We start from the raw sequence: 25040 nt of genomic DNA, 5'->3' as shown, positions 1-25040 counted from the left end.
AATTTAAATCACATTTAGCGAAGTTGAATACCTTGCTGACCTGCTGGAGTTACCTTGAAGATTTCCACTTCAAAGGTAATGTTTTTACCTGCGAGTGGATGATTAAAGTCTACTTCAGTAATGTCATCACCCACAGTTTTAATCACACCAAATAAGCTCTGTTTAGCTTTGTCTTCAAACTCAATCATATGACCGACTACGGGTGCTGGGTCAAATTTAACAGTATCAAATTTTTGGACGTTCTCTTCGTTCCAAGGACCAAAAGCATCTTCAGGGGGAAGGCTGACCGTACGACGGTCGCCCGCACGTAGACCAAACAATGCTTTTTCAAAGCCGGGTAACAAACTACCATCACCCATCACAAGGCTGACAGGCTCTTCACGGCTACGGGTATTGTCAATTTCTACACCGTCTTCAATCGCAACAGAAAAGTGTAGATCAACTTTAGAACCCGCTTCAATACGAGTATCTTCATTTGGATTAATAAAATCAGTCATTTTGCGCTTCCGCACGTTGAATTCGACCTTTCTCTAAGAAAAAAGTATCGATAAGCATCAAGATAGTTCCGAGTGTAATGGCACTATCTGCAATATTAAATGCAGGAAAGTGACTGTTGTTGTAATACACATGAATAAAATCGACCACGTAGCCCAGTGCCACACGATCGATTAAATTCCCAATAGCACCGCCTAAGATGAGTGCAATTGCGAGCGGTAATACTTTGCTGTATTTCGGCATACGCATCAGCCAAAAGACAAAAATCACAGATACTAAACCTGCCAGTGCGGTAAAGAAATAACGTTGCCAACCACCAGCATCGGACAAGAAACTAAAGGCTGCGCCGTAGTTATGAAGTAATGTCCAATTTAAAAAGGGCAGCACCGGAACAGGATCTGCATAGTTCAGATGTGTCGTTGCAATCCATTTGGTCCATTGGTCGAGAATAATTGCCACAATGGAGAGTCCAAGCCACATTAAATTATGCGGATAGAACTGGAATAAACCCTTTTTAGCGTGTGGATTAGGCATATTTTCTCTCTTCGCCTTGACCTGTAGGAAGGTTAATAATACAACGAGAACAAAGACCTGGATGTGCAAGATGTGTATTTACATCTGGCAGCACATGCCAGCAGCGCGCACATTTATCACCGTCCGCTGCAGAGACTTTGACACGTAGACCATCTACATCTGTCGCTTCACCTTGGGTTTCATCCAATGCATTGACATACACAGTTGAGGTAATGAGAACGAAACGTAATTCATCGCTCAATTGATCAAGTACTGTTTTGAGTTCAGCATTCGCCCAGAGTTCAACTTTTGCAGACAAGTTTGAACCAATCAATTTCGCGTTACGAGCCGCTTCAATTTGCTTGTTAACTGCAGATTTAACCGAAATCATGGTTTGCCAGTCAGCTTCCGAGATCAAGTTGGCTTTTGATGCCACAGGAATGTCATACCACTCAGTGGTAAATACATATTTCTCAGTTTGACCTGGAATTAAAGGCCAAGCTTCTTGCGCAGTGAAGCTGAGGATTGGCGCCATCCAGCGAACGAAAGCTTGTACCAAATGATACAGCGCAGTCTGAGCCGAACGACGTGCTTGTGAGTCTGCCTTGGTGGTGTACTGACGATCTTTAATGATATCGAGGTAGAAGCCACCCAAGTCATTGATACAGAAGTTGGTCAATGAACTTGCCACAATATGGAAGTTCATATCTTCATAGGCTTGTTGAATGGTTTTTTGAACATCGCTTGCACGTTGTAAAATGTACTGATCCAGTGCAATCAAGTCATCAATCGCTAAGCAATCTGTTTCAGGTTTAAAGCCATTTAAGTTCGCAAGCAAGAAACGCAGCGTGTTACGAATACGGCGATAACCGTCGGACGCACGACTAAAGATTTCTTTACCCGCGGTCATTTCATAACGGTAATCTGCAGATGCGATCCAGAAACGTAAACCATCAGCCCCCATATCTTTAATGATATCTTGTGGCGTGATCACATTACCAATCGACTTCGACATCTTACGGCCTTTTTCATCGACCACGAAACCGTGAGTCAATAAGCCTTTATATGGCGCACGTTTGTTGATCGCGATAGAGGTCAAGAGTGATGATTGGAACCAACCACGATGTTGATCTGAACCTTCAAGGTACAAATCTGCAGGGTCAGTCAGGTCTTCACGTTCACGAAGCACTGCATAATGGGTTGTGCCTGAGTCGAACCACACATCAAGTGTGTCACGAACCGCATTGTAGTGTTCAGCATCCGCACCGATAAACTCAGATGCATCACGGTTATACCAACCATCAATGCCTTCTTGTTCAATCAGTTTCGCAACTTCTTCAATGAGTTCAGGTGTGCGCGGATGTAATTCGTTGCTGTCTTTGTGCACGAAGAATGGAATAGGTACACCCCAAGTACGTTGACGCGAAATACACCAGTCTGGACGACCTTCAATCATCGACTGAATACGGTTTTTACCCCAATCTGGGACAAAGCTGATGTCATTTTCAATCGCGTTTAATGCGTCTTGGCGTAAGCCTTTGGCATCCATGCTAATGAACCATTGTGGGGTTGCACGGAAAATGATCGGTGTTTTATGACGCCAGCAATGCGGGTAGCTATGTTTAATAGGGATGTGTGCCCAAAGCTTATTGTTGTCAGCCAACGCTGCAATAATTTTTGGATTGGCTTTATAAATGTGCTCGCCTGCAAATAGGGGCGAGGTAGGTAAATACACCCCATTACCACCGACAGGATTGTCGACTTTTAAGTTATAGAGTAAGCCAACTTTATAATCGTCTACACCATGGCCCGGTGCAGTATGTACTGCGCCTGTACCACTGGTTGCAATCACGTGCTCACCTAAAATCACAGGCACTTGGCGTTCAGTAATTAAAGGATGCTGTAATTGTAAATGTTCAAGCTTAGCGCCTGTAAACTCTGCCAAGACTTCAACCGTCGTAAATCCATAGCGTTCAATCGCAGATTCAACCAAATCTTTTGCAAGAATGAAGTTTTGATCGGCTTTTTCGTCGCCACGCGCTTTGACCAATTGATATTCGATATCGGTATGGACCGAAACCGCTTGGTTGGCAGGAATAGTCCAAGGGGTGGTAGTCCAAATCACGATATCGGTTGAATCTGTTACGCTGACGCCTAAACGTGCAGACAAATCTGCAAGGTCAATGACGTTGAAGCCAACATCAATCGCATCCGATTTTTTATCTTCATATTCAACTTCAGCTTCAGCAAGCGCTGAACCACAGTCTAAACACCAGTTCACAGGTTTAAGACCCGGCTCAATATGACCCGCTTTGGCAATTTCACCGAGTGAACGAACGATATTTGCTTCTTGAGCAAAGTTCATGGTCAGGTACGGATTGTCCCAATCCCCAAACACACCCATGCGCACGAAGTCTTTCTTTTGCAGTTCGACTTGGGTGTAGGCATATTCACGGCAATGTTTACGGAAAGTGGCAGCATCGACTTTAACGCCGACTTTACCGACTTTTTCTTCAACTTTAAGCTCAATAGGCAGACCGTGACAGTCCCAACCTGGAACATACGGTGCATCAAAACCATCCATCACCCGGCTTTTGATGATGATGTCTTTTAAGACTTTATTGACTGCATGACCCAAATGGATTTGTCCATTTGCATATGGAGGGCCGTCATGAAGTACATACTTTTTCTTGCCAATACGCGACGCACGAATCTGCTGATAAATGTTGTCGGCATACCACTCTTCTAACCATTTCGCTTCACGTACTGCCAAATTTGCTTTCATTGCAAATTCAGTACCGGGGAGGTTTAGCGTGGCTTTGTAATCCACTGCATTTTCAGGAGTTTGCTTATCGCTCATGCAAGTTTTCTTCCAATTTAATCAGTCTGATGCTGACGCGTTTTACGTTAAAATTCGGGATATTTAAAAGGGAAATTTGGGGGTGTTTTGACGAAACTCAAGCAGTTTCTCAACATCATCATCTATTCCCGCTTTGAGTGCTTCAAGCGAAGAATAGTTCTTTTCACCATGCAAATAGTTCAAGAATGTGACCCGCATTAACAGGCCATACAGATTAGCAGAAACATCGGGAAAATGTACTTCTAATCGCCACTCGGGATGATCTTGTTGAATGGCTGGGCGCGTCCCCACATGACCTGCACCAAATAGCCCCGTTGAGTCATAGGCCGCGATACCTGGTTGACCTGAAGCGCTTTGTTTCACTTTGTCTTTTAAAGATTCTGTTTCACAAATCACTTCGACGCCATAAATCCCATGTAAACACGGCTTATGACGACTCATACGCACATTAATAGTGGGGAAATTAATAGTTCGCCCAATTTGATCGCCGTATTGCACACGACCCGTAATACTATATGGACGACCCAATAATTGGGCAGCGCGCGCTAAATTTCCAGCTTGTAAGGTTTCACGAATCAAGGTGGAGCTGACCCGTTCACCATCAACTTCGATATTTTGTAAATCGGTCACATGAAAGCCATAATCCCGTAGAAATTGGCTGTTGCCCTGACGGTTTTTACCAAAGTGATGGTCTTCGCCCAACACTAAGCTTTTGGTGTTGAGTTTGTATTTTAAAATATCGGCAAAGGCTTCAGCGCTTAAGCTACGAAATGTATTATCAAACTTGGCAATCGCAATGTAATCGACGCCGAGCTCCGTTAAATATTCGACTTTTTCACGTAGTGAACTGATACGTGGAGGGGCATCGTAACTTTTGAAGAATTCCAGTGGTTGTGGCTCAAAAATCATCACCACTGTTTTTAGATTTTGTTCTGCAGCGAGATCTTTAAGCTGGTTAATCATCGCCTGATGACCCAAATGAACACCGTCAAAATTACCAATCGTGACAGCGGTTTCGGGCAATTTAAAATTTGGCGCTAAAGCATTCAGGCGGAGCAGCTTCATGGGCGATTTTGTGACTAAAATGAATTTGGGCTATATATTGCCATAATCTCGTCGTTACGTCTTGTTGTTGTGTTTTCAACCAAGTTTTTTTACAAATGAATCAATTTTAATATCATTTAAATTTATACTTAAAATAAATATTAATCAATTTTTCTGATTAATGGATTGGTTTATGATCATTTCACAGCCAATATATGAGCTATATGTGATGAATAGACCCTTTAAGCAGTTAGATCGTAAGCAAGACCTGATCCGTCATTTTACCCCAAACTGGTTTACCGTGACCATGGGAACTGGTGTAATTGCATTAATCTTGGCTGAGTTTGGGACTTTTTCATCGCTTTTTTGGCAATTGGGTGTGGGCTTATGGCTATTTAACACCGCACTATTTGTATTTTTCTGTGTGCTTTATAGCTTGAGATGGATGTTGTTTCCGCAAGAAGCCAAACAAATTTTTAGTCATCCCAGCATGTCTTTGTTCTTGGGTGCAATTCCCATGGCATTGGCGACCATTATTAATGGATGTCTCAAATTTGGTATTGAATTCAATGCTGATGTTTTCATTCAAGTTGCACAGATGCTTTGGTATGCCGATGTCCTATTGGCAGTGGGCATCACTTGGGCTGTTGCCCATTTGTATGTATAGCATCCAAAAGCATGCACTTAAAGATATGTCTGCACTGTGGCTACTACCGATTGTGGCCTGTGAAGTGGCAGCGAGTTCAGGTGGATTGCTATTACAGCACATTGCAATGGGGCAGCAGGCAGTGGGTATATTGTTCGGAAGTTATATGTTGCTGGGTATGTCTATTTTACCTGCCTTTGCCATTTTAACGATTTTGATGTTGCGTCTAGCTTTGCATCAGCTTTTACCCAAAGAGCTTGCCATCAGTTGTTGGTTGGCTTTGGGGCCCATTGGCACAGGTGCACTGGCGCTATTGGTTTTAGGTGCAGAAGCACCACAGGTTTTAGCCACTCTTGCCCTGCAAGATTTGGGTGTGTTTTTTTATCACACCGGTATTTTCGGAAGTCTGATTTTACTTGGCTTTGGACTCTGGTGGTGGGGCATCGCGGTTTTAAATACCTTAAAACATATCAAAGACTTACCTTTTAATTTAGGCTGGTGGGGCTTAACCTTTCCATTTGGGGTATTTACATTAGCATTTTTTAATCTTGCCCATCAGACTCACTTTGTAGGATTAAGCCATGTGGCGTTCGGTTTTGCCAGCATATTGATCATGCTGTGGATGCTGGTCATGAGCAAAACCATGCAAGGGTTTTATCAAGGGCACTTATTTTTTTCGCCTTGCCTAAAAGTCTATTTAGACAAGTAAATTTGCCTTTTTAAAGGGATTTTGGGCACAGGTGATCAGTTTGAGACAGGCATGCCCAAATTTCCGTGCAACTTAGTGAATACAGAAGATTATGCTCTCGCTAAAATATGCAAAAACTTAAGTTGAGGCTGATTTCTGTTCAATATATTACAGATAGTGCAAATGACACTGCATATTTGGATTGGGATGAAAACGGCGTATTGGGCGTTCAAAAATGATTGTCATTATAGAGAAGTATTTAATTTTTTTGGATATGATGTGATTTGAGGGTTGGCGACCATAGCATTCTATGGTCGTATGCCAAAATACATATTTAAATGAAAATATCTATTTATTAATGCAATGAGGTTTATTCAGGACGCGGCAAAATGCCATACAAAATCATATGGACTGTATGTTCAATCGTACGTTGGTACATACTGCGATTACGTAAAGTTTTGCCTGTGACCATTTCAATTTGCGTACTAAAGTCCGCATAGTTTTGGGTAATACCCCAAAGGTTAATGATCAGCACTTCAGCATCAATTTTATCTGAAAGCTTACCTTCTTCTTGCCATGTTGAAATCACTTTCGACTTGCGTTTAAAAAGCTTGCGCAGTGGACCTTTCAAAATAGGTAAAATGTGCGGTGCACCTTGAATAATCTCTAAAGCAAATAGCTTTGACGCTTTCGGTTGAGTACGTGACACTTCTATTTTTTGCATCAAATACTGAGTAATGGCTTCTGCAGGTTCAAGCTCTGCCTCCAGCATTTGCAAAGGGGCTAACCACTTTTGCATGACTGTCGTTAAAACTTCAACGTAAAGTGCTTCTTTATTTTCGTAATAATAGAAAATATTCGATTTGTGCATTTCTGCCAATTGCGCAATTTCATCTAGACTTGCACCACTGAATCCATACACAGAAAAAACATCGAGAGCGGCAGCCAAAAGTTGCTGTCGTTTTTGCGTACTTTTTTTCTGTTCCATCTGGTCATTTAACAATAAAAAGGATCTATAAATTGTACGGTAAAATGCATGATTTGTGCACAAGGATTGTCGGATTTCAAGAAGTTTATGAGGATTAATTGTGTTCTTAAGTGATTAAATTGATATAAGCGATTCAATTAAATGCTTTTTATAAACAAGGCTTCAGTTTTACCTGACAAAAAATATGCAGCAAATTTATTTCAATGTTTAATCTTTATACCATTTGAATGCGTGTCAGTCTCCATTACGTAATTTTGAAATATAAAAACTGGATAATTACCTGCAAAATGCTTTCAAAAAAGCACAGTAGGCAACAACTTTTCGATAGGCCATATATACCTTAAAAGTTGCTGCTTAGGATTTAGGTGGATAAAACTGCCTGCAATACTTGCTGTTCTAATGCTGCAAATTGACTATTTTTCTGACGTGGACGTGCAAGATCGACCTTGAATTGTTGTGCGATGCGACCTTTGTCCAGCAAAATAATACGATCTGCCAATTGCACTGCTTCGCTGACATCATGCGTCACCAAAATCGTAGTAAAGCCTTGTTCCAACCATAAACGCTCAATCAATGCCTGCATATCTAAACGCGTGAGCGCATCCAATGCACCTAAGGGTTCATCGAGTAATAAGATGCGCGGTGTATGCGATAATGCACGTGCTAAAGCTGCACGTTGACGCTGGCCACCAGAGAGTTGTGCAGGCCAAAGCTCGGCTTTTTCATCTAAACCCACTTTGCTCAGTAGGTTTTTGGCTTTGTCATGCTGTGAGTTGTCTAAACCCAATTGTACATTTTTCAGTACGCTTTTCCAAGGCAACAGGCGAGGATCTTGGAACATCACACGAATGTCATCTGAGGTAATGCCTTCACGGAAGTTCAGTGCAGACTTAAATTTGATTTCGCCATAACTGGGTTGCTCTAAATCGGCAATTAAACGCAGTAGGGTACTTTTACCACAGCCGCTACGCCCGACAATGGCGACAAATTCACCTGGCGCAATCTGTAAGTCTAAATCTTCAAGCACAGTGACTTTGTCATAAAATTTATACAGCTGCTCAATATTAATTTCCGCACCTATGATTGGGGTGTTGTCCACTGCATTCGATTCATTTATATGGTGATCTGGATACGGGTCTTTCGCGTATTGTTGAATACTTAAATCAGTCATGAGCAGCTCCTATTTTTGATAGCCGGGATGCCAGCGCAGTAAATATTTTTCGAGTGAAACGGCAAGTACGTCTGCGAGTTTTCCAAGCAAGGCATACAATAAAATACCGACCAGTACGACATCTGTTTGTAAAAATTCACGCGCATTCATGGTCATATAACCTATGCCTGCCTGTGCAGAAATGGTTTCAGCCACAATCAGCAGCACCCACACCAGACCCAGTGCAAAACGTAACCCCACCAAAATAGAGGGTAATGCGCCCGGTAAAATAATGTTTTTGTACAATTGCCAGCGGGTAAGTCCGTAGCTTTTTCCCATTTCAATCAATTGCGGATCAACTGAGCGAATCCCATGGTAGGTATTGATATAAATAGGAAAAAACACCCCAATTGCCACCAAGAATAATTTGGCAGTTTCATCTATCCCAAACCATAAAATCACCAATGGAATCAGTGCCAAGGCAGGTATATTACGAATCATCTGTAGGGTGGTGTCGAGTAGGGTCGAGGCAACTTTGGATGAACCATTCAGTAGTCCCAAGAACAGGCCCAGTCCCCCCCCAATCAATAATCCGATGAGGGCACGACCAGCACTGACCTGAACATGTTTCCACAGTTCACCACTCATCAGTAATCCCCAAAATGCCGTCACGACTGCGGTGGGCGCTGGCAGTACGCGACTTTCTAAAATACCCGTTGATGAAGCCATCTGCCAAAGCGCGATGAGAAAAATCGGCACCAACCAAGGCAGCAACTGCTGGCCGAGTTGTTTTGATCCACGTGAAACCAAACTTTGAGTGTGCTGAGTGTGGGTTTTGCTGATAACGATTGAAGTTCTCGTCGGTGTTTCTGAGCGCGTGGTCATGCTGGCTCCTGTTTTTTATCACCCTTTTTGTTCTCTTCTGGGGCGTAATTATTTGCGACGATTTCACCAAAAGGTCCAGTTAAATTGGGCTGCGCCAATTTTTGACGTGTCTCAAGCGGAAGAAGAGGGAACACCAATTCAGCGAAACGAATCGATTCTTCTAAATGTGGATAACCCGAGAAAATAAAGGTATCAATGCCCAAGTCAGCATATTCTTGAATCCGATCTGCCACCGTTTGTGGATCACCCACCAATGCTGTTCCTGCACCGCCACGGACTAGACCGACACCTGCCCAAAGGTTAGGCGACACTTCGAGTTTAGAGCGGTCGCCGTTATGCAGCTCAGCCATACGGCGCTGACCAATCGAATCCATGCTTTTAAACTTGGCTTGTGCAGCGGCAATGGTCGCATCGTCTACATATTGAATCAGCTCTTCAGCAGCGGCCCAAGCTTGTTCATGGGTTTCACGCACAATCACATGCAAACGAATACCATAACTTAAAGTACGACCGCGTGCGGCGGCTTTAACCCGGACATTTTCAAGTTTTTCTTTAACTGCTGCAGGTGGTTCACCCCAAGTCAGGTAGGTATCGACCTGTTCGGTGGCAAGCTCGACCGCATCATCTGATGAGCCGCCAAACCATAGCGGTGGATACGGTTTTTGAATCGGTGGATACAATAATTTTGCATCATCGACATGTAAGCGCTCGCCATGAAAGGTCACGCTTTCACCTGTATGTGAACGGGTTAAAATTTCACGCCAAATTTTGGTGTATTCAGCGGCAGTTTTATATCGCGTCGAGTGATCCTCATAAACCCCGTCACCTTTTAACTCTTCTTCATCTCCGCCAGTCACTAAGTTCAGCAAAACACGACCACCCGATAAACGGTCAAAAGTAGCCGCCATACGTGCTGCCAGTGCAGGTGTGGTCACCCCTGGGCGAAGTGCCACGAGGAATTTTAAGTTTTTGGTGGCATCAATTAAGCTTGCTGCGGTAATCCAAGGGTCTTCACATGAGCGACCCGTTGGAATGAGTACGCCTTCATAGCCTAAATTATCGACCGCTACCGCTATCTGCTTCATGTAGGCATGATCAACTTGGCGCGCGCCTTTACTGGTACCTAAATAGCGACTGTCACCGTGTGTCGGAATAAACCAAAAAATTTTCATCTCAAATGTCCTTGCTGAATAGCTCAAAAATTACTTATGAACGACTGTATGTGGGATGGCATCTTGAATATTGATTTTTTTGGGAATCAATTTCTCTGCATAAAATAAATCTGCAATTTTCTGCTGTGATTGAATATTTTCATCGCTTAATGCACGAATGGGTGAAGGTTTCAAACGACGATCAATCGCTGATTTTGCAACGTCCTTGGTTAACCCAGTACTACTCGAATACAGATCTACCGCTAAGCTTTGGTTGTTTACAATCCACGTGTCTGCCTGATTTAAGCTTTTTAAAATTTTGTCTAAAGCTTGCGGGTGAGCGGTGGTGAATTTTGGATTGGCAATGTAATACGAATAGGTTTTGGGGAAGTCATTTCCATCAATGAGCACATCCACTTTACCCGTCAGTTGTACTGCAGAGAGGTAAGGGTCCCAGATAGACCAAGCATCAATTGAGCCTTTATCCAGTGCCGCACGAGCATCTGCAGGCGGTAACCAAATCGGTTGGATGTCTTGCCAAGTCAAGCCAGCTTTTTGTAAAACTTTGGCTAAAAGTTCATGTGCGCTTGAACCTTTTTGTAGTGCAATACGCTTACCTTTTAAGTCTTCAATGCTTTTAATCTTAGAATGCTTCGGTAAAACCACAGCTAAGGCATGCGCAGGGTAAACTTCATAGCCTGCATAGCTGAGATCTTTGTCAGCTGCTTGTGCAAATATGGGCGGTGTATTGCCAACATAGCCAAGATCTACCGCACCGACTGCAAGTGCTTCTAACATTTGCGGGCCAGCAGGGAATTCGCGCCATTCAATTTTTGCTGTTGGAAATTCTTTTTCAATCAGTTTTTGTTCACGCGCTACCAACAGATTCAATGATGATTTTTGAAACCCAATTGAAATATTGTCGACCGCTTGCTCAGTCGTTTTAGCTTGGCTTTTCTCTGTATTCGTCTGTTCAGTTTTTTGACACGCTGTAAGTCCCAAAGTAAGGGCTGTGAATCCTGAAATAGCGATTGTTTTATAAGTGTTCAGTGTGGTTCTCATTGACTATTCTCATTATTTTTCAGAAGTTGTGCTGAGGATGGCAGCTTGAATATTGATTTGGTTTGGAATGAGTTTTTGCTGATAAAAGGCATCGGCAACGTATTGTTGCTCTTTAGCCACCTGTGCTGAAATTGGGCTCACGCCAAAGCCCATGCGTGAAATCGATGATTTAAGAACATTGAAAGATAAGCCGGTGGGTTTTTCTAAGAGTGTGCTGGCTTGATCTGGGTTTTTTGCCACCCATGCTGTGGTGCTGTTCAGTTCATTGACCACAGTTTTTAAGACTTGAGGATTTTGTTCAGCAAACTTACGATCCACCAAATAAAATTGATGGTTGCTGACTAGATTTTCACCTGTTGCAATTACACGTGCACCAATTTGATCTTCAGCCGCGGCAAAGAACGGATCCCAAATGACCCATGCATCGACTGCACCACGCTCAAAAGCTGCACGCGCATCAGCGGGCGGCAAATACACCGCTTCAATGTCACTCAGTTTTAAATTATTTTTCTCAAGTAATTTGAGCAGCAGATAATGAACGTTAGAGCCTTTATTTAAGGCAACCCGTTTGCCTTTTAAGTCTTGTACGGTTTGGATGTTTGAATCTTTTTGTACAATCAAGGCTTCTGCTTTTGGCGCTGCAGGTTGATTGGCAATGTAGACCAAATTGGAATTTGCTGCTTGCGCAAAAATAGGCGGTGCTTCACCAGCCTCACCAAACACCACACTGCCAACATTTAGACCTTCAAGCAACTGCGGCCCTGCGGGAAACTCCACCCAGCGGACATTGACACCTTGTTCTTTTAACGCAGTTTCAAGCGTACCGCGCTCTTTTACAATGGGCAAAACACCATATTTTTGAAAACCGATATTTAAGGTTAGTGTTTCGGCTTCTTTTTTGCTGCATCCTGAAAGCATCATCACACCAACAACCATTGAAGAGAGGATCAATGTGTTTTTTAAAGATTTTAAATGGCTGGTGTTCATGATTGGTCGCATCCCTAAAGAAAAACAAAATTAAAAAAAGTTGAACAAGTAGATGCATACGCTAATGAATTTTCTTTTGCGGAAAAAATAACAATTGAGGGATTCCTAATGAAGAAAAAAGATAAAATCAAAACAGAAAAGCTTGTCTGATTATCTGAAATAGTATTTGGAATGCTTTATAAATTTTATTTTTTTAAGTTATTGATTTTAAATATTTAAAATTTATTTTCACTGGAGTGTATATGCTTAGTCGATTTTTTGAAAAAGAAAAAAAGAGTAATTTTCTGAGTAGCGTGGAATAAGTTAATGCAAAATAAAGATATAGCCATAAAAAAGTCACGGTTTAAAGTGACTTTTTGCAGACCAAAGAATTTCTTTGAAAATTATACAGGGCTTGTCTCGCTTGAGGCAGATCATCGACACTGGCATGTTCAAAACCCTGTTCTAAGAACCAGTGCGCAGTGCGTGTGGTCAAAATAAACAATTGTTGAATACCTAAGCTTTTGGCTTTTTCTTCTAAATAATGCAGAATTTGACTGCCGCGATTGGACTTTCGATAACTTGGATGGACTGCAACACAAGCGATCTCAGCAGATTTTTGCTCATCTGATGAGGTCGGAATAGGGTAGAGCGCAGCACAAGCCAAAATCATTCCGTCCCGCTCAATCACAGCAAAGCGTTCAATTTCATTTTCTAAACGCTCACGAGACCGATAAACCAAAATCCCTTCTTGTTCCAAAGGACGCAGTAAGCTCATCAGTCCGCCCACGTCTTGAATATTGGCAGTACGTACGTCTTCATAATGCGCATCCGTGATCATGGTGCCATGACCATCACGGGTGAACAGTTCCTCAATCAAAGCACCGTCATGTGCATAAGAAATGAGATGCACCCGATTGACCCCTTTCAGTGAAGCCAATTTTGCATTCTGTAAATGAATCGACAGTTCAAAGTGTGTGTCTTGATATTTGGTAATATGTTGATCGAGTTGATGCGGGGTAATTTCACGCAGCAATTTGCCATATTCATTCAGTAGACCTTGCTGACTGCCCAAGAAAATCAATTTGTCCGCTTGTAAATCAATCGCGGTTTTGGTGGCCACTTCTTCTGCCAGTAAATTATACACTTCACCTGTGGTTGAATAGCCTGAAGGGCCAAGCAAGACAATATTGTGATTATCTAAATGTTTTTGAATCGCCTCGGTATCAATACTGCGCACTTCGCCAGTCAGTTGGTAGTCAATACCACTGCGAATCCCATACGGTTTTGCCGTGACGAAATTACCCGACACTACATCTATACGTGCGCCGTACATCGGTGAGTTGGCCAGGCCCATAGATAACAGGGCTTCAATTTGTAAACGAATAGCGCCGACGGCTTGCATGACAGAGGCTAGCGACTCGCGTGTGGTAATCCGGCGATGATTATGAAATGGCGTCTCTAGATTTTTTTCTTGTAAATTGACATTAATTTGAGGACGAGCACCATGCACCAAAATTAAGCGAATGCCCAAAGAGTGGAGGAGCGCAATGTCATGGATAATATGCTGAAAATTATCATCCAAAACCGCGTCGCCACTAAACATCAGCACGAAAGTTTTATTGCGATGAGCATTGATATAAGGCGCAGAGTTTCGAAACCAATGCACATATTGCTGAGCAGTGCCTTGTGTTGTTTCTTGTGAATCTGGTTGCATACGTCTACCAATGTCAGAAATCGTCTATGTAAAGTCGATTCTAAACAAAAAAAACCAATTCCACACCTTTGATCATGATGCAGCATAAAAAAAGCCCAAAGGAACTTTGGGCTTTGTGCAGGAAAGGTAGAATATTAGCCGATGATTTTCACGATACGATCGTTACGCTCATTGACGAGCACATAGTCACCGCCAACTTTGTACCACTGTTGGTTACGACCTGCTTTTGGCAGACGTTTGACTTGGTCACGATTTGCTTCGAAACGCGCTGAGCTGTATTGGCGAGGCAGGGTTTGTCCTGTGCGCCATTCACGACTTGGATTAATAGACGGTTTATTGCGGTCATTACGCTCGAAACGATCGTCACGATCGAAGCGATGATCCTGCTGTTTGTTGTTCCAATGCGGTGCAGGTTTAGACGATTGATAGCGGCTGTCACGATGCTCTTGATAATGTTGTGGAGCAGCCATGGCAGCAGTCGCCATCAAGGCACTCATAGAAATCGCAATTGCAGTGAATACTTTTTTCATGTCGGTTACCTCTAAGCTTTTATTGCTATATTTCGATAGTTCAAAGGTACGCAATCATTTGAGATAAACCGTGGAGAGATTTAGTTGATTTGTGAAATATGTGGAGACTCTATGGAGGTGAAATTTCAGCACACGCCAATATAGACAATGCTTTGGCTAGAAATTAATCAGGGCTTTACCGATGCATCATTGATATGACATAAAAAAGCCCAAATCGAGTTTGGGCTTTTTAAACAAAAGAATTTTAGTCTTCTTGGATTTTTAAAATGCTGTTGCTTTCAGAGTCGACCAAAATGTAATCATTGTTAATTTTGTACCACTGCTGATTACGAGAGGGTTTAGGCAAATTATGCTCTTTATACTCAGTTTTATAGCTGTTACCACGATAATGCTGCGGCATCACATAACCCGTTTGCCATTTATGCTCTTGTAGACGTTTTACACCGCGTTCTTCTCTGTATTTACGACGGTCTTGATGCTGTTGCTCCGAATCAAAATCACGTTGCGCACGTTTTTCATGGCCTTTACCACGCTCACGGTTGTCATTATTCTGATATTCATTTGAATGAGGTGCGGCGGCAGCAAAGTTTGCAGCAAACATTGTACTGAAAGATAATGTCACAACGGTCAAAATCTTTTTCATATTGCGCCCTCATTTACCTTTAGTGTTTTCATTTTCATACTTTACTGAAACAATGCAGAGAAACTGTGAAGATCAAATGTAAATTCGATTAAAAATGCAGAGATAATAAGAACATATTTTGATATAAAGATAAACCAAGTCAGTGCAAATGCCGTTGTCATCTATATTTCAGTGGTTTTAAGGCTCAGACAGCCCAAAGTAGAAAAGTGTAAATCTTTATTTAAAATACACCATTAAAGTAAAGTATTTTCCAAAGTGCCCTCCTTTAGCCAAGCTGAATGCTATCTAAACCCAAAGGTCTACCGCTCTTGAAGTGAACTGCTTAGTTCCAATTTAGTTCCAATGTTCAGCATAACGCATCAATTCATTGACTGCATTTTCAACAGAAGCCGCAGTTTTTGCATGATCGAGTGCTAAAATCAGTGCATTGGAGAGTTGAAGGTCTTGAATCGAGCGAATCATTGCATTTTTACGCTGTTGATCTGACATGAGAAATCCTTTTTTAATCTTACTTTAAAGATGCATAGATCATAGTCTAAATTTTGTAATCTGAAAAACCGAATAAAATAATAATTATAATTTGTATTTACGATTTATTGGTACTCACAAAGTGCTATATTCGATGAGATGAGGATATTTTATTTGAATTTTAAAGGCGGAAACTTAGCGTCTGATCTTAGTTTTGCTATAGTAAGGACAATTTTAAGGCAACATTAGGAATATGTTATGTCAGCAGCTCCACGCATTGGTGTACTAGGTGCAGGCGGTCGTATGGGACGCATCCTCATTCAAGCGGTTAAAGAAGCAGGATATCAACTGGCAGCAGCGGTTGAACGTCCAGAAAGCAGCTTGGTGGGTGCAGATGCAGGCGAACTTGCAGGCATTGGTCATGTTGGCGTAAAAGTGGTTGGCGACTTAAAAGAAGTTTTGAAAGATTGTGATGTGGTGATTGATTTCACGGCTCCAGAAGCAACACAGCAGCATTTAAAACTCTGCCGTGAAGCGGGTGTTGCGATTGTCATTGGTACAACGGGCATGAATGATGAACAAAAAGCCTTCCTCGATGAGTCTGCAACTGAAACGCCAGTGGTCTACGCTGCAAACTATTCGGTGGGTGTAAACGTTTCAATCAAACTGTTAGAGCTTGCGTCTAAAGTCTTTGGCGACACGGTGGATATTGAAGTGATTGAAGCGCATCACCGTCATAAAGTAGATGCGCCATCCGGTACAGCCTTAATGATGGGCGAGGCGATTGCAGATACTTTAGGTCGTGACTTAAAGAAAGTCGCGGTGTATAGCCGTGAAGGGCATACTGGTCCTCGTGAGCGTCAAAGTATTGGCTTTCAAACCATTCGTGGTGGTGACATTGTCGGTGAGCACACGGCGATGTTTATTGGTGAAGGCGAGCGCGTTGAAATTACCCATAAAGCCACCAACCGTATGAATTTTGCGTCTGGCGCTGTTCGTGCTGCGGCTTGGGTCGTCGGAAAAGAAGCAAAAAAATATGACATGAAAGATGTTTTAGGTTTTAATGATATTCAGATTTAATCTGTCCATCTAAACATGAGATGCGAGTATTCAGCCTCGGCATCTCGATCATGGTTATGATCATTGATAAAATAATTAAAAAAGCAGATTCAGTATATGGAAAATAAAAATACAGTGATGGCAATTGTTGTCAGTGGGTTATGCCTGACCACCGCTGCTATCGCAGCCGATACCGCTAAACTCCGTATCGATAAAAACAACATCAAAGTCTGGACGGTACAAGACCCACAAAATCCAGTTGTTTCCTATCGGGCAGAAACCACACTAAATACCAGCTTAGAACGTGCGGTTGGGATTGTCTTAGATGTGGAAAATGCCAAAACATGGATTCCCAACGTTGCATCGACCCAAGTGCTGTCTCAGGACTTAAGCAAAGGGGAGTTCAAATTGTATATGGTGCTTGATTTTCCATTTCCCTTAAAAGATCGAGATTTGATTATTCAAGGTACACTGCGTAAAGATGCCAATGGTCATATTCAAATTAAAAATAAAGCCATTCAACAAGGCAAAGCCAAAAATCCAACTTATATTCGTTTGCAAAAATACCAAGGAGATTGGGTATTTAGCCCAGTGGGTGAGGGAAAAGTCAAAGTGGTGACTACAGGCTATGCGGATCCTGAAGGGGTAATCCCGCAAAGTGTGACCAATATGTTTGTGCAACAACAGCCTTATCAAATGCTACAAAAAATGAAAGTGGAACTCGCAAAGCCCAGTAGAAAAAATCCTCAGTTACCTGCGATTTTGAAAGAATAATAAAACCAAGTATAGGCAAATAAAAAACCTGCAAATATGCAGGTTTTTTATTTTAAGATGGGAATAATGAATGATTCACAGCCAAGTCTTAAGCCACTTTAGTTACTGTACTCAGTTTAATTTGAATCAAAACCAAGATGAGTCCTAGTGCTGAGAGTACTGCACCTGTGATTGAGACTGCAGCATAAGTCATACCCATGCTCAAGACCGCACCACCGGCTGCTGCCCCTAAAGCATTGCCCAGATTAAATGCACCAATATTGACGGATGAAGCCAGTCCCGGCGCTTCATGTGCAACCGACATCACCCGCATCTGTAAGGGAGGCACTACAGCAAATGCTGCGGCGCCCCAGACCACTAACGCAATCCCTGCACCAAGTGCAGTTTTAGCCAAAATAGGGAACAGCAACATCATCAGCATCAGCAAGATTAAAAAACCGATTAGCGTTTTGTTTAAGGATAGATCGGCAAACTTGCCACCAAAATGATTACCGATGGAGAAACCAACACCAATCAAAACCAGCATGAAGGTAATCGTCGTCGGCGTGGCCTGTGTGATATTTTGCAAAGTCGGTGCAATATAAGTATAGAGCGTAAACATGGCGCCAGCGCTCATGACGGTGGTGAGTAAGGCTAAAACCACGGGCAAACGTGCCAAGACTTTGAGTTCAGCTCTAACATCAGGTTTTTGATTGAGCTTGTCTTCTGGAAGCGCTTTCCACAGTGAGAGCATGGTTATGATACCCAGCACCGCAATCAAAGCAAATGCCATACGCCAACCAATATTTTGTCCAATCCATGTCGCGAGAGGCACGCCACCAATATTGGCAAGGGTCAGTCCCATAAACATCATAGCAACTGCACTGGCTTGTTTATCTTTAGCGACCACACTGGTTGCAACAATTGAACCAATCCCAAAGAATGCACCGTGATTTAAACTGGTGATCACTCGCGCAGCCATCAACCCCCAGTAATTGGGCGCAATCGCAGCCAATAGATTTCCTAAGGTAAAAATTGCCATCAAAATAATGAGTGCTTTACGTCTTGAAAAACGTCCAAACCCTAATGTGATGAAGGGTGCGCCAATCATCACACCCAAAGCATAGGCAGTGATGAGCATGCCCGCAGTTGGAATTGAGATGGCTAAATTTTCTGCGATTTGGGGGAGAAACCCCATTGGAGAGAATTCTGTGGTACCAATGGCAAATGCACCGATAGCCAGTGCCAGTAATGGAAAATTTATTTTCATGATGGTGTCTCTTTTTGGGACATATCAGAGTCTTCGCTACTAAATGATGATTGGGGTTATTGTGTGTTTTTAAGGGTTGTCTAAACAGCCTAAAACTTGCAAAATATTATTGAATAAAAATCAAGAATTGCAGTGAGATAATAACTTTGAAATCAACATTTGACGAATTAAAAAATTTTGTCAGCATCGTAGATAGTGGTTCAATTGTTGCAGCAGCCGAGCATCTTTCTCAAACCAATTCAGCTATAAGTCGATCTTTAAGCCGTCTAGAAAGTAAGTTAAATGTGACCTTGCTTGAGCGGACTACACGTTCCTTGAAACTGACACAAGAAGGAGAACTGTTTTTAGACAAAACGCGTAAAATCTTAAATGATCTGAATGAAGCTGAAGAAAGTTTACTCAAATCGGATCGTGATCTTTCAGGAGTTATTCGGATAGATTCAGCCACGCCTTTCGTATTGCATGTGATTGCCCCATTAATGAAAGAATTCAATCAGCTTTATCCAAAGATTGAAATTGAATTAAACAGCCATGATCAGGTGATTGATCTGTTACAACATAAAACAGATATTGCGTTTCGTTTTGGTGAACTCACAGATTCAAGCCTACATGCTAAATTGATCTGTAAAAGCCGTCTTTATATCGTGGCAAGTCCAGATTATTTAGCCAACAATGGTCATCCTCAGCATCCGCAAGACATTCAAAATCATTGTGTCATTGGTTTTAGTAAGGTACAACACCTCAATACGTGGCCACTTCATATCGCTGATGAACCACTTAGGGTGCAACCAAAACTCAAGGCCTCAAATGGCGAAACGGTTCGGCGCTTGGCACTTGAGGGCTTAGGCATTACCTGTTTGTCTGCTTTTATGATTGCTCAAGATCTTAAAAAAAATCGTTTGGTTGCTTTGTTTGAGGATCAAATTGAGCACGATTACCAAAGTATTCATGCGGTGTACTATCAGCAAGAGCATCTACCCAAACGTGTTCGGATTTTTATTGATTTTTTAGCGCAAAAGCTGTCAGTGTTTGAATAGTGTTTTGCGTTGGAAGATCAAGACTGATCAAGTTTTCTGAGCGTTGATGTTCTGGGTTAAACAACTGCACTGTATAGCGTTGAGTACCCTCATATTGACAGTTAAACTTGAGCTTTTGCTGACGAGGAACGTTTAGTTTCATTAAGTAATCATCTGCTACAGCGTAGACATATGCTCGTTCTGTCGCTGTATCATTCAGTGTGGGTTGAATTTTTTGTAGCGTATAGTGTCCTAAATTTCCCGCTTTAAGAAACCCATCAATTAAAGACTTGCAAACAAAGTGCTGTTGTTGCGCTTGTTGATTCGTTTGCTGTACATCACAAGCACTCAGTAAACCGATCACCAGAACCAAAAATGTGCATAAAATTGTATTTGTTGGATATGCATTTTTTTCTTTAAAATCGTGTTGCATCGTATTCTCCTTATCTGTTTGATCGTGCCAAAGAGCATAAATCTGTTATGCTGATAGATACAGATACACAATATTTAAAAAAATGAGTACAGATGATGTTCCATTATCAAAGTTTGGCCGAATCGATAAAAGATAAAATCGTTCAAGGGGAGTTGAGTGCCGGTCAAAAACTGATTTCTTTACGTCAATTTGCCAAGCTCAATCACGTCAGTCTAAACACAGCAACACGTTGCTACGAATTACTCGAAGCACAAGGATTTGTTTCAGTAAAAAATAAATCAGGCTATTTCGTGAATCTGCTTAAGAAACATCAGCATGATGCTGATTTGCCACAGCATCCAGATTTTAATGCCTCACCCAGAGAAATTAGTAACTTAGAATTACAGATGGAAATTCAACAAGCGTCCATCAACAGCCGTCTGATTCATTTAGGCTCAGTCCAGATCTCGCCGAATCATGTACCTGTCCAGGCTATTCGAAAATCTATTCAACGTGCGTTAAAAAACAGTAAACCTGAGGATTTTTTATATAGTGATAAACAAGGACATTTGCATTTAAGACAGGCATTGTCGGATCATTGGGCGGAAGATGGTTTTTATCTGAGTCCTGAAGATATTTACATTAGCAATGGCTGTATGCCTGCATTGTCCGTTATGGTACAAACCTTGACGGAGGTGGGGGACAGTGTGATTGTCCCTACACCCAACTTTAATGGACAGTTGCAATTGCTGGGCAGTCTCAAGCGAAAAATTGTTGAAATTCCTGCTGATACTCAAGGGATTGATTTAGACAGTTTAGAGCGAGCGATGCAACAATCAGAAGCCAAAGCCTGCTTGATTACAGCGAATTTTCAGAATCCTTTGGGATTTTGTTTGAGCCATGCTGAAAAAGAAAAAATTGCGCAATTGGCTGCCAAATACCAATGTTATGTGATTGAAGATGATATTTATGCAGAATGTAGTTTTAGTTTACAACGCCCCTTACCCATTAAACATTGGGATCAAGACGGTTATGTGATTTTTTGTGGATCAGTGTCTAAGTCATTGTCTTCAGCATATCGGGTAGGATGGTTCTGTATACCCAAATCATTAAACGCCCTTAAAGCGCAGTTAATTTCTAAAAATGTCAGTGTCAATACACCCTTGCAACTTGGTTTGGCAGATTTGATATACAGCAGAGCCTATCGTGACCATTTGCTTAAATTGAAACCCAAGATCAGTCTTCAGGTTGAGCAGTATCGGGATTATTTATTTAAAGCATTTGAGGGCATTAAAATTGGCTTAAGCCAACCACAAGGGGGCTATGCACTTTGGATGCAAATGCCTACTCATATTGATGGCTTAGCGCTGTATTACTATGCGAAACAGCAGGGAATCAATATTGTGCCGGGTGAAGTGTTTGGTGAAGAAAGTCGCTACAAAAACTGTATTCGTTTAAATGCAGGTCATGAGCTTTCTGAGGAATTAAAAAAAGCCATTGATGTTTTGGCAGACTGGGTGAGGGCTCAATGCGTGGTTTAGATCAAACTGAGAGCGCTTTCATGCATCGCTTTTATTTCTCGCTTAAGAGGAGAATAAATAGGGGGTATATCATTATAAAAGAGCGCTATGAAAAATTAAAATTCTAGACCAAGCGCTTAAAAATATGAGCAGAGCATAATGTTAAAGATAGAGCATAATTTTTATTTTTGAGCGCAATGGTTTTCATGGTCATTGACCATACCCACGGCTTGCATAAATGAATAGACGGTGGTTGGACCGACAAATTTAAAGCCATTTTTTTTTAAGGTTTTGGAAAGCTTAAGGCTTAATTCGGTTTGAGCAGGGGCAGTTTTATAATCAGCTACATGATTACACATGGTTTTTTGTTCAACAAAATCCCAAAGCCAGTTGACTGGATGGATGCCTTGGCTTTTCATTGCTTCCCAAGCAATCGCATTGTCACGAATGGCTTTTAGTTTTCCGATATGACGGATCAAACCCGTATCTAAACATTTTTCAGCCAAATCTTCATCTGAAAAGCCTGCAATGTCCGCAATCGGATACTTAAAAAATTGCTTGCGATAAGCATCCCGTTTTTTTAATACCGTAATCCAAGACAATCCTGCTTGCTGACCTTCTAGGCAGAGCATTTCAAATAAGTGCTGTTCATCGAAACTCGGTTTGCCCCATTCCATATCATGGTAAGCGATATAAATCGGATCGTTGGAGCACCAACCGCAGCGCTGTATTGTCAAGTTAGTACTCCAGTATTTTCATGTTCATAGACAAAAAATCTATATTTTAAATTCAACCCATAGATCGTTCTGATTGTCCCAGAAATACAGTTCAGCTTGGGTTAAATCTTCAAATTTAAGCCATGCATCATGGCCTGATTTTTCTGCAAAGCCGGTACTGATCATGAGGGCTTCCTCACTAATTTCCATGATCCAGCCTTGATGGGTGACTCCATTGAGTACAATCCTTTGCTGATTGCCGGACTCTGCAAACTCAACGAGACGATTGATCAACGCTTCTGACATGAATATTTCCTAAAACTAAAAATGAATGAACGAACACATTAACGTAAATACGGGTAAGGATTGACTGCGCCGCGCCCCCGACCTGAGAGATAAAGACCATAGTGCAGATGAGGTGCAGTATGACGTGCATTTCCCGTATTGCCAACATAACCGATATGCGCGCCTTTTTTGACAAAATCGCCTTCTTTTAAGCCACGTTTGTGACCCTCTAAATGCGCATAATAATGCCAAGTGCCTGCAGGTCCCAAAATCCAAATGACTGTGCCACCCAGATTATTGTTTTTCATACTGCCAATCAGACCATCGGTTGTACTATAAACCTTTGTGCCTTTCGGTGCCAAAATATCAATGCCTTCATGAATACGACCACTGCTCCGAGACGCACCCCAGGTATCTTTCAGCTGTTTGTTTTTAACTTGATCTACAGGAATGGGTAAGCGAGCAGGTAATGGCATGCTTTTCAAGCGTTGCGTGATATTTGGATCTAGGGGCTGAGACTTTTTGGGTGCTGTGGTACACGCCGAGATCAAAAGTACAAAAAAACTGATGAAACAAAAGCGGAATAACATAGTCAGCACTCAATCCTTAAATTAGACAATACAAAAAATTTCTCACTTGAATATGTCACAGATCAACAGCTGAGATCAATTTTTTCATCGCGGTGGGAATCCCTAAATCTGCCGCATTTTGCGATGTAATCCATTCACCACCCAATTCGGTTTGAATAAATTCTTGTTCATCTGCATCAATGCTAAAAATATATACCTCTAAAATCCAGGTGAAATGGGTAAAGCTATGTGAGATTTGCACAGGTTTGAGCTGTGTTTTAAGTTTAAACTCTTGAACCTGACGCTCAAATTCTAGATCATTTTCGATAATAGGCAATGTCCACAAACCACCCCAAAGTCCCGAATGCGGTCGTTGTTGCCATAACCAGCTACGGTCTGGCGCTTGGATTAAAAGTACTTTCGCATGTTTGATTGGCACCGCTTTTTTGGGCTTCTTAAAAGGCAGCTCTAGCGTTAAACCCTGTTGAAAGGCTTTACAGTGCTGTTGCATAGGGCAATACAGACACAGCGGTTTTTTCGGGGTGCAAATGGTGGCACCCAAATCCATAATCGCTTGGGTATAGTCATGATTACGCAGGGTCGGGCAGAGCTGTTCTGCAAGTTGCCACATCACACGTTCATGTATCGGTTTACTTAAATCATCTTCAATGGCGAAAAAACGTGACAACACCCGTTTAACATTGCCATCCATAATCACGCCGTATTGGCGTAAACCGAGTGACATCAGCGCACCGCCTGTTGACGGGCCAATACCCGGCAGTTCTATCCATTCAGCCAGTGTTTGAGGAAATGCGCCTTTTTGGCTGACTAGGCCTGCCGCTTTATGCAGATTACGTGCGCGAGCGTAATAGCCTAAACCTGCCCAATAGGGTGCAACATCATCCCAACGAGCTTGACCCAAATCATGGACGGTTGGGAAGCGCTGAATAAATCGTTCATAATATTGCAGCACTGTTTTCACTTGAGTCTGTTGCAACATAATCTCTGAAACCCAAACCTTATACGGATCATCAGCAATTTGCCAAGGCAGATCATGGCGTCCGTGTTGATCAAACCAAGTTAAAAGCGCATCAGAAAAAGAAAATGGGGACATGAGAACTCAGGAAAATATGAAGGCGTCTAGTATAACCAATCCCATCTATGAGCATGGCAATAAAGTCGATACATAAAATGATGCAGATAAAAAAAGATGCCAAAGCATCTTTTTTTAACAAGTATTCGATTTGAATAAACTTATTCGCTGACCACGCCCCAACGCCCATCCAGCTTCAAGGTTTGGTTTTCATAGCGCGGAATAATGTGAATATGCAAGTGATCAGAACCCTCTTCACCAAACACATGACCATCATTAAATGAAACATGAAAACCCGCAGGTTGATGGCGAAGTTGCAATTCATTGCGTGCCAATTCCAGTAAAGACTGCAAACTCTTGCGTTCTTTATCGGTAATTTCGAAGAAAGAACTCACATGTCTGAGTGGAACAATGACAGAGTGTCCTTTAGTCAATGGTTTCTGCTCAGGCAAAATTACGCCAAAATCATTTTTATCAATGACATCATATTCATCATGATCGCAGTAGACACAAGTAGCTTCAGTCATTATCTTATCCTCAT

At 42.0% G+C, this 25040-nt stretch carries 25 protein-coding genes and 2 pseudogenes; 6 read left to right on the top strand and 21 right to left on the bottom strand.

The genetic code is table 11. From position 1 onward, the window contains the following. Positions 1-14: 14 nt before the first annotated feature. The 4 genes from AMD27_RS15895 to ribF all read right to left on the bottom strand — a co-directional run bounded on the left by AMD27_RS15895 (position 15) and on the right by ribF (position 4933). Positions 15-497, bottom strand: coding sequence for an FKBP-type peptidyl-prolyl cis-trans isomerase (locus AMD27_RS15895; protein ID WP_067662460.1), 483 nt, complete (start codon positions 495-497; stop codon positions 15-17). Then, positions 490-1029: a signal peptidase II gene (lspA, locus tag AMD27_RS15890; RefSeq protein WP_067662457.1), complete on the bottom strand. Its 540-nt coding sequence runs from the start codon at positions 1027-1029 to the stop codon at positions 490-492. The genes AMD27_RS15895 and lspA overlap by 8 nt, the downstream gene beginning before the upstream one ends. Then, positions 1022-3868, bottom strand: a complete 2847-nt coding sequence (ileS, locus tag AMD27_RS15885; RefSeq protein WP_067662454.1) for an isoleucine--tRNA ligase — start codon at positions 3866-3868, stop codon at positions 1022-1024. Before ileS ends, lspA begins: the two co-directional genes overlap by 8 nt. Positions 3869-3931: 63 nt before the next feature. Continuing rightward, positions 3932-4933, bottom strand: a complete 1002-nt coding sequence (gene ribF, locus AMD27_RS15880) for a riboflavin biosynthesis protein RibF (RefSeq protein WP_067662451.1) — start codon at positions 4931-4933, stop codon at positions 3932-3934. Between the two features lie 208 nt (positions 4934-5141). Here ribF and AMD27_RS15875 point away from each other — a divergent pair. Together AMD27_RS15875 and AMD27_RS18350 are read left to right on the top strand one after the other, a co-directional pair. After that, positions 5142-6267, top strand: a pseudogene (locus tag AMD27_RS15875) (TDT family transporter). A 12-nt stretch (positions 6268-6279) separates the two neighbouring features. Continuing rightward, a pseudogene (locus AMD27_RS18350) lies at positions 6280-6485 on the top strand (5'-nucleosidase); the annotation flags it as partial. 131 nt (positions 6486-6616) lie between these two features. Here AMD27_RS18350 and AMD27_RS15870 read toward each other — a convergent pair. The 10 genes from AMD27_RS15870 to AMD27_RS18805 form a co-directional block, all read right to left on the bottom strand. Further along, positions 6617-7234: a TetR/AcrR family transcriptional regulator gene (locus tag AMD27_RS15870; RefSeq protein ID WP_067662448.1), complete on the bottom strand. Its 618-nt coding sequence runs from the start codon at positions 7232-7234 to the stop codon at positions 6617-6619. A 361-nt stretch (positions 7235-7595) separates the two neighbouring features. Continuing rightward, complete coding sequence (locus AMD27_RS15865; protein ID WP_067662445.1) at positions 7596-8405, bottom strand: ABC transporter ATP-binding protein; 810 nt, start codon at positions 8403-8405, stop codon at positions 7596-7598. A 9-nt stretch (positions 8406-8414) separates the two neighbouring features. Further along, complete coding sequence (gene ssuC / locus AMD27_RS15860) at positions 8415-9269, bottom strand: aliphatic sulfonate ABC transporter permease SsuC (RefSeq protein WP_416202798.1); 855 nt, start codon at positions 9267-9269, stop codon at positions 8415-8417. Further along, positions 9266-10441: an FMNH2-dependent alkanesulfonate monooxygenase gene (gene ssuD / locus AMD27_RS15855; protein ID WP_067662442.1), complete on the bottom strand. Its 1176-nt coding sequence runs from the start codon at positions 10439-10441 to the stop codon at positions 9266-9268. Before ssuD ends, ssuC begins: the two co-directional genes overlap by 4 nt. Before the next feature lie 30 nt (positions 10442-10471). After that, positions 10472-11470, bottom strand: a complete 999-nt coding sequence (locus AMD27_RS15850; protein ID WP_067663098.1) for an aliphatic sulfonate ABC transporter substrate-binding protein — start codon at positions 11468-11470, stop codon at positions 10472-10474. Between the two features lie 24 nt (positions 11471-11494). Beyond that, the gene (locus tag AMD27_RS15845) at positions 11495-12469 is read right to left on the bottom strand and encodes a sulfonate ABC transporter substrate-binding protein (RefSeq protein ID WP_067662439.1); all 975 of its coding nucleotides are present in this window, start codon (positions 12467-12469) and stop codon (positions 11495-11497) included. Positions 12470-12812: 343 nt separating this feature from the next. After that, positions 12813-14165 carry an amino-acid N-acetyltransferase gene (gene argA / locus AMD27_RS15840; RefSeq protein ID WP_067662436.1) on the bottom strand — a complete coding sequence of 451 codons (1353 nt, stop codon included), beginning with the start codon at positions 14163-14165 and terminating at the stop codon, positions 12813-12815. Between the two features lie 134 nt (positions 14166-14299). Then, a complete protein-coding gene (locus AMD27_RS15835; RefSeq protein WP_067662433.1) occupies positions 14300-14695 on the bottom strand; it encodes an RcnB family protein in 396 nt (131 codons plus the stop codon). 244 nt (positions 14696-14939) lie between these two features. Beyond that, positions 14940-15338 (bottom strand): RcnB family protein, encoded by a 399-nt coding sequence (locus AMD27_RS15830; protein WP_067662430.1) that lies wholly within the window; start codon positions 15336-15338, stop codon positions 14940-14942. Positions 15339-15671: 333 nt separating this feature from the next. After that, positions 15672-15827 (bottom strand): hypothetical protein, encoded by a 156-nt coding sequence (locus AMD27_RS18805; RefSeq protein WP_171254815.1) that lies wholly within the window; start codon positions 15825-15827, stop codon positions 15672-15674. A 237-nt stretch (positions 15828-16064) separates the two neighbouring features. On the opposite strand from AMD27_RS18805, the gene dapB reads away from it, so the two are divergent. Together dapB and AMD27_RS15820 are read left to right on the top strand one after the other, a co-directional pair. Further along, the gene (dapB, locus tag AMD27_RS15825) at positions 16065-16886 is read left to right on the top strand and encodes a 4-hydroxy-tetrahydrodipicolinate reductase (RefSeq protein ID WP_067662426.1); all 822 of its coding nucleotides are present in this window, start codon (positions 16065-16067) and stop codon (positions 16884-16886) included. 96 nt (positions 16887-16982) lie between these two features. Next, positions 16983-17639 carry an START domain-containing protein gene (locus AMD27_RS15820; RefSeq protein ID WP_067662423.1) on the top strand — a complete coding sequence of 219 codons (657 nt, stop codon included), beginning with the start codon at positions 16983-16985 and terminating at the stop codon, positions 17637-17639. A gap of 88 nt (positions 17640-17727) precedes the next feature. On the opposite strand, the gene AMD27_RS15815 is transcribed toward AMD27_RS15820, so the two are convergent. After that, positions 17728-18888, bottom strand: a complete 1161-nt coding sequence (locus AMD27_RS15815) for an MFS transporter (protein ID WP_067662420.1) — start codon at positions 18886-18888, stop codon at positions 17728-17730. Between the two features lie 146 nt (positions 18889-19034). On the opposite strand from AMD27_RS15815, the gene AMD27_RS15810 reads away from it, so the two are divergent. After that, positions 19035-19925 carry a LysR family transcriptional regulator gene (locus AMD27_RS15810; protein WP_067662417.1) on the top strand — a complete coding sequence of 297 codons (891 nt, stop codon included), beginning with the start codon at positions 19035-19037 and terminating at the stop codon, positions 19923-19925. Here AMD27_RS15810 and AMD27_RS15805 read toward each other — a convergent pair. Further along, positions 19885-20337: a hypothetical protein gene (locus tag AMD27_RS15805; protein ID WP_067662413.1), complete on the bottom strand. Its 453-nt coding sequence runs from the start codon at positions 20335-20337 to the stop codon at positions 19885-19887. The two genes, AMD27_RS15810 and AMD27_RS15805, sit on opposite strands and share 41 nt — an antisense overlap. A 92-nt stretch (positions 20338-20429) precedes the next feature. Between AMD27_RS15805 and AMD27_RS15800 the strand changes: the two genes are divergently transcribed. After that, positions 20430-21857, top strand: a complete 1428-nt coding sequence (locus tag AMD27_RS15800; RefSeq protein WP_067662410.1) for a PLP-dependent aminotransferase family protein — start codon at positions 20430-20432, stop codon at positions 21855-21857. 161 nt (positions 21858-22018) lie between these two features. Here the strand turns inward: AMD27_RS15800 and AMD27_RS15795 are convergent, their stop codons facing one another. From AMD27_RS15795 to AMD27_RS15775, 5 genes are all read right to left on the bottom strand, one after another. Beyond that, positions 22019-22573, bottom strand: a complete 555-nt coding sequence (locus AMD27_RS15795; protein ID WP_067662407.1) for a DNA-3-methyladenine glycosylase I — start codon at positions 22571-22573, stop codon at positions 22019-22021. Positions 22574-22612: 39 nt separating this feature from the next. After that, entirely contained in the window at positions 22613-22858 is a 246-nt protein-coding gene (locus tag AMD27_RS15790) for a hypothetical protein (protein ID WP_067662404.1), read from the bottom strand. Positions 22859-22896: 38 nt separating this feature from the next. Further along, the gene (locus AMD27_RS15785; RefSeq protein WP_067662401.1) at positions 22897-23427 is read right to left on the bottom strand and encodes a M23 family metallopeptidase; all 531 of its coding nucleotides are present in this window, start codon (positions 23425-23427) and stop codon (positions 22897-22899) included. 55 nt (positions 23428-23482) lie between these two features. Continuing rightward, positions 23483-24520, bottom strand: a complete 1038-nt coding sequence (gene mutY, locus AMD27_RS15780) for an A/G-specific adenine glycosylase (protein WP_067662398.1) — start codon at positions 24518-24520, stop codon at positions 23483-23485. A gap of 140 nt (positions 24521-24660) precedes the next feature. After that, the gene (locus tag AMD27_RS15775; protein WP_067662395.1) at positions 24661-25026 is read right to left on the bottom strand and encodes an HIT family protein; all 366 of its coding nucleotides are present in this window, start codon (positions 25024-25026) and stop codon (positions 24661-24663) included. Positions 25027-25040: the final 14 nt, after the last annotated feature.

The sequence above is a fragment of the Acinetobacter sp. TGL-Y2 genome, from assembly GCF_001612555.1.
Classification (GTDB): domain Bacteria; phylum Pseudomonadota; class Gammaproteobacteria; order Pseudomonadales; family Moraxellaceae; genus Acinetobacter.
This window is presented reverse-complemented; position numbering and strand designations above follow the sequence as displayed.

Bases quoted from the DNA above. Each gene is read 5' to 3' on its own strand.
- AMD27_RS15820 (WP_067662423.1), top strand. From the start codon at position 16,983: ATGGAAAATAAAAATACAGTGATGGCAATTGTTGTCAGTGGGTTATGC.
- AMD27_RS15800 (WP_067662410.1), top strand. From the start codon at position 20,430: ATGATGTTCCATTATCAAAGTTTGGCCGAATCGATAAAAGATAAAATC.
- AMD27_RS15790 (WP_067662404.1), bottom strand. From the start codon at position 22,858: ATGTCAGAAGCGTTGATCAATCGTCTCGTTGAGTTTGCAGAGTCCGGC.
- AMD27_RS15775 (WP_067662395.1), bottom strand. From the start codon at position 25,026: ATGACTGAAGCTACTTGTGTCTACTGCGATCATGATGAATATGATGTC.
- AMD27_RS18805 (WP_171254815.1), bottom strand. From the start codon at position 15,827: ATGTCAGATCAACAGCGTAAAAATGCAATGATTCGCTCGATTCAAGAC.
- AMD27_RS15805 (WP_067662413.1), bottom strand. From the start codon at position 20,337: ATGCAACACGATTTTAAAGAAAAAAATGCATATCCAACAAATACAATT.
- argA (WP_067662436.1), bottom strand. From the start codon at position 14,165: ATGCAACCAGATTCACAAGAAACAACACAAGGCACTGCTCAGCAATAT.
- AMD27_RS15870 (WP_067662448.1), bottom strand. From the start codon at position 7,234: ATGGAACAGAAAAAAAGTACGCAAAAACGACAGCAACTTTTGGCTGCC.
- AMD27_RS15835 (WP_067662433.1), bottom strand. From the start codon at position 14,695: ATGAAAAAAGTATTCACTGCAATTGCGATTTCTATGAGTGCCTTGATG.
- dapB (WP_067662426.1), top strand. From the start codon at position 16,065: ATGTCAGCAGCTCCACGCATTGGTGTACTAGGTGCAGGCGGTCGTATG.
- AMD27_RS15830 (WP_067662430.1), bottom strand. From the start codon at position 15,338: ATGAAAAAGATTTTGACCGTTGTGACATTATCTTTCAGTACAATGTTT.
- AMD27_RS15785 (WP_067662401.1), bottom strand. From the start codon at position 23,427: ATGTTATTCCGCTTTTGTTTCATCAGTTTTTTTGTACTTTTGATCTCG.
- lspA (WP_067662457.1), bottom strand. From the start codon at position 1,029: ATGCCTAATCCACACGCTAAAAAGGGTTTATTCCAGTTCTATCCGCAT.
- ssuC (WP_416202798.1), bottom strand. From the start codon at position 9,269: ATGACCACGCGCTCAGAAACACCGACGAGAACTTCAATCGTTATCAGC.
- mutY (WP_067662398.1), bottom strand. From the start codon at position 24,520: ATGTCCCCATTTTCTTTTTCTGATGCGCTTTTAACTTGGTTTGATCAA.
- ileS (WP_067662454.1), bottom strand. From the start codon at position 3,868: ATGAGCGATAAGCAAACTCCTGAAAATGCAGTGGATTACAAAGCCACG.
- AMD27_RS15865 (WP_067662445.1), bottom strand. From the start codon at position 8,405: ATGACTGATTTAAGTATTCAACAATACGCGAAAGACCCGTATCCAGAT.
- AMD27_RS15895 (WP_067662460.1), bottom strand. From the start codon at position 497: ATGACTGATTTTATTAATCCAAATGAAGATACTCGTATTGAAGCGGGT.
- ssuD (WP_067662442.1), bottom strand. From the start codon at position 10,441: ATGAAAATTTTTTGGTTTATTCCGACACACGGTGACAGTCGCTATTTA.
- AMD27_RS15815 (WP_067662420.1), bottom strand. From the start codon at position 18,888: ATGAAAATAAATTTTCCATTACTGGCACTGGCTATCGGTGCATTTGCC.
- ribF (WP_067662451.1), bottom strand. From the start codon at position 4,933: ATGAAGCTGCTCCGCCTGAATGCTTTAGCGCCAAATTTTAAATTGCCC.
- AMD27_RS15845 (WP_067662439.1), bottom strand. From the start codon at position 12,469: ATGAACACCAGCCATTTAAAATCTTTAAAAAACACATTGATCCTCTCT.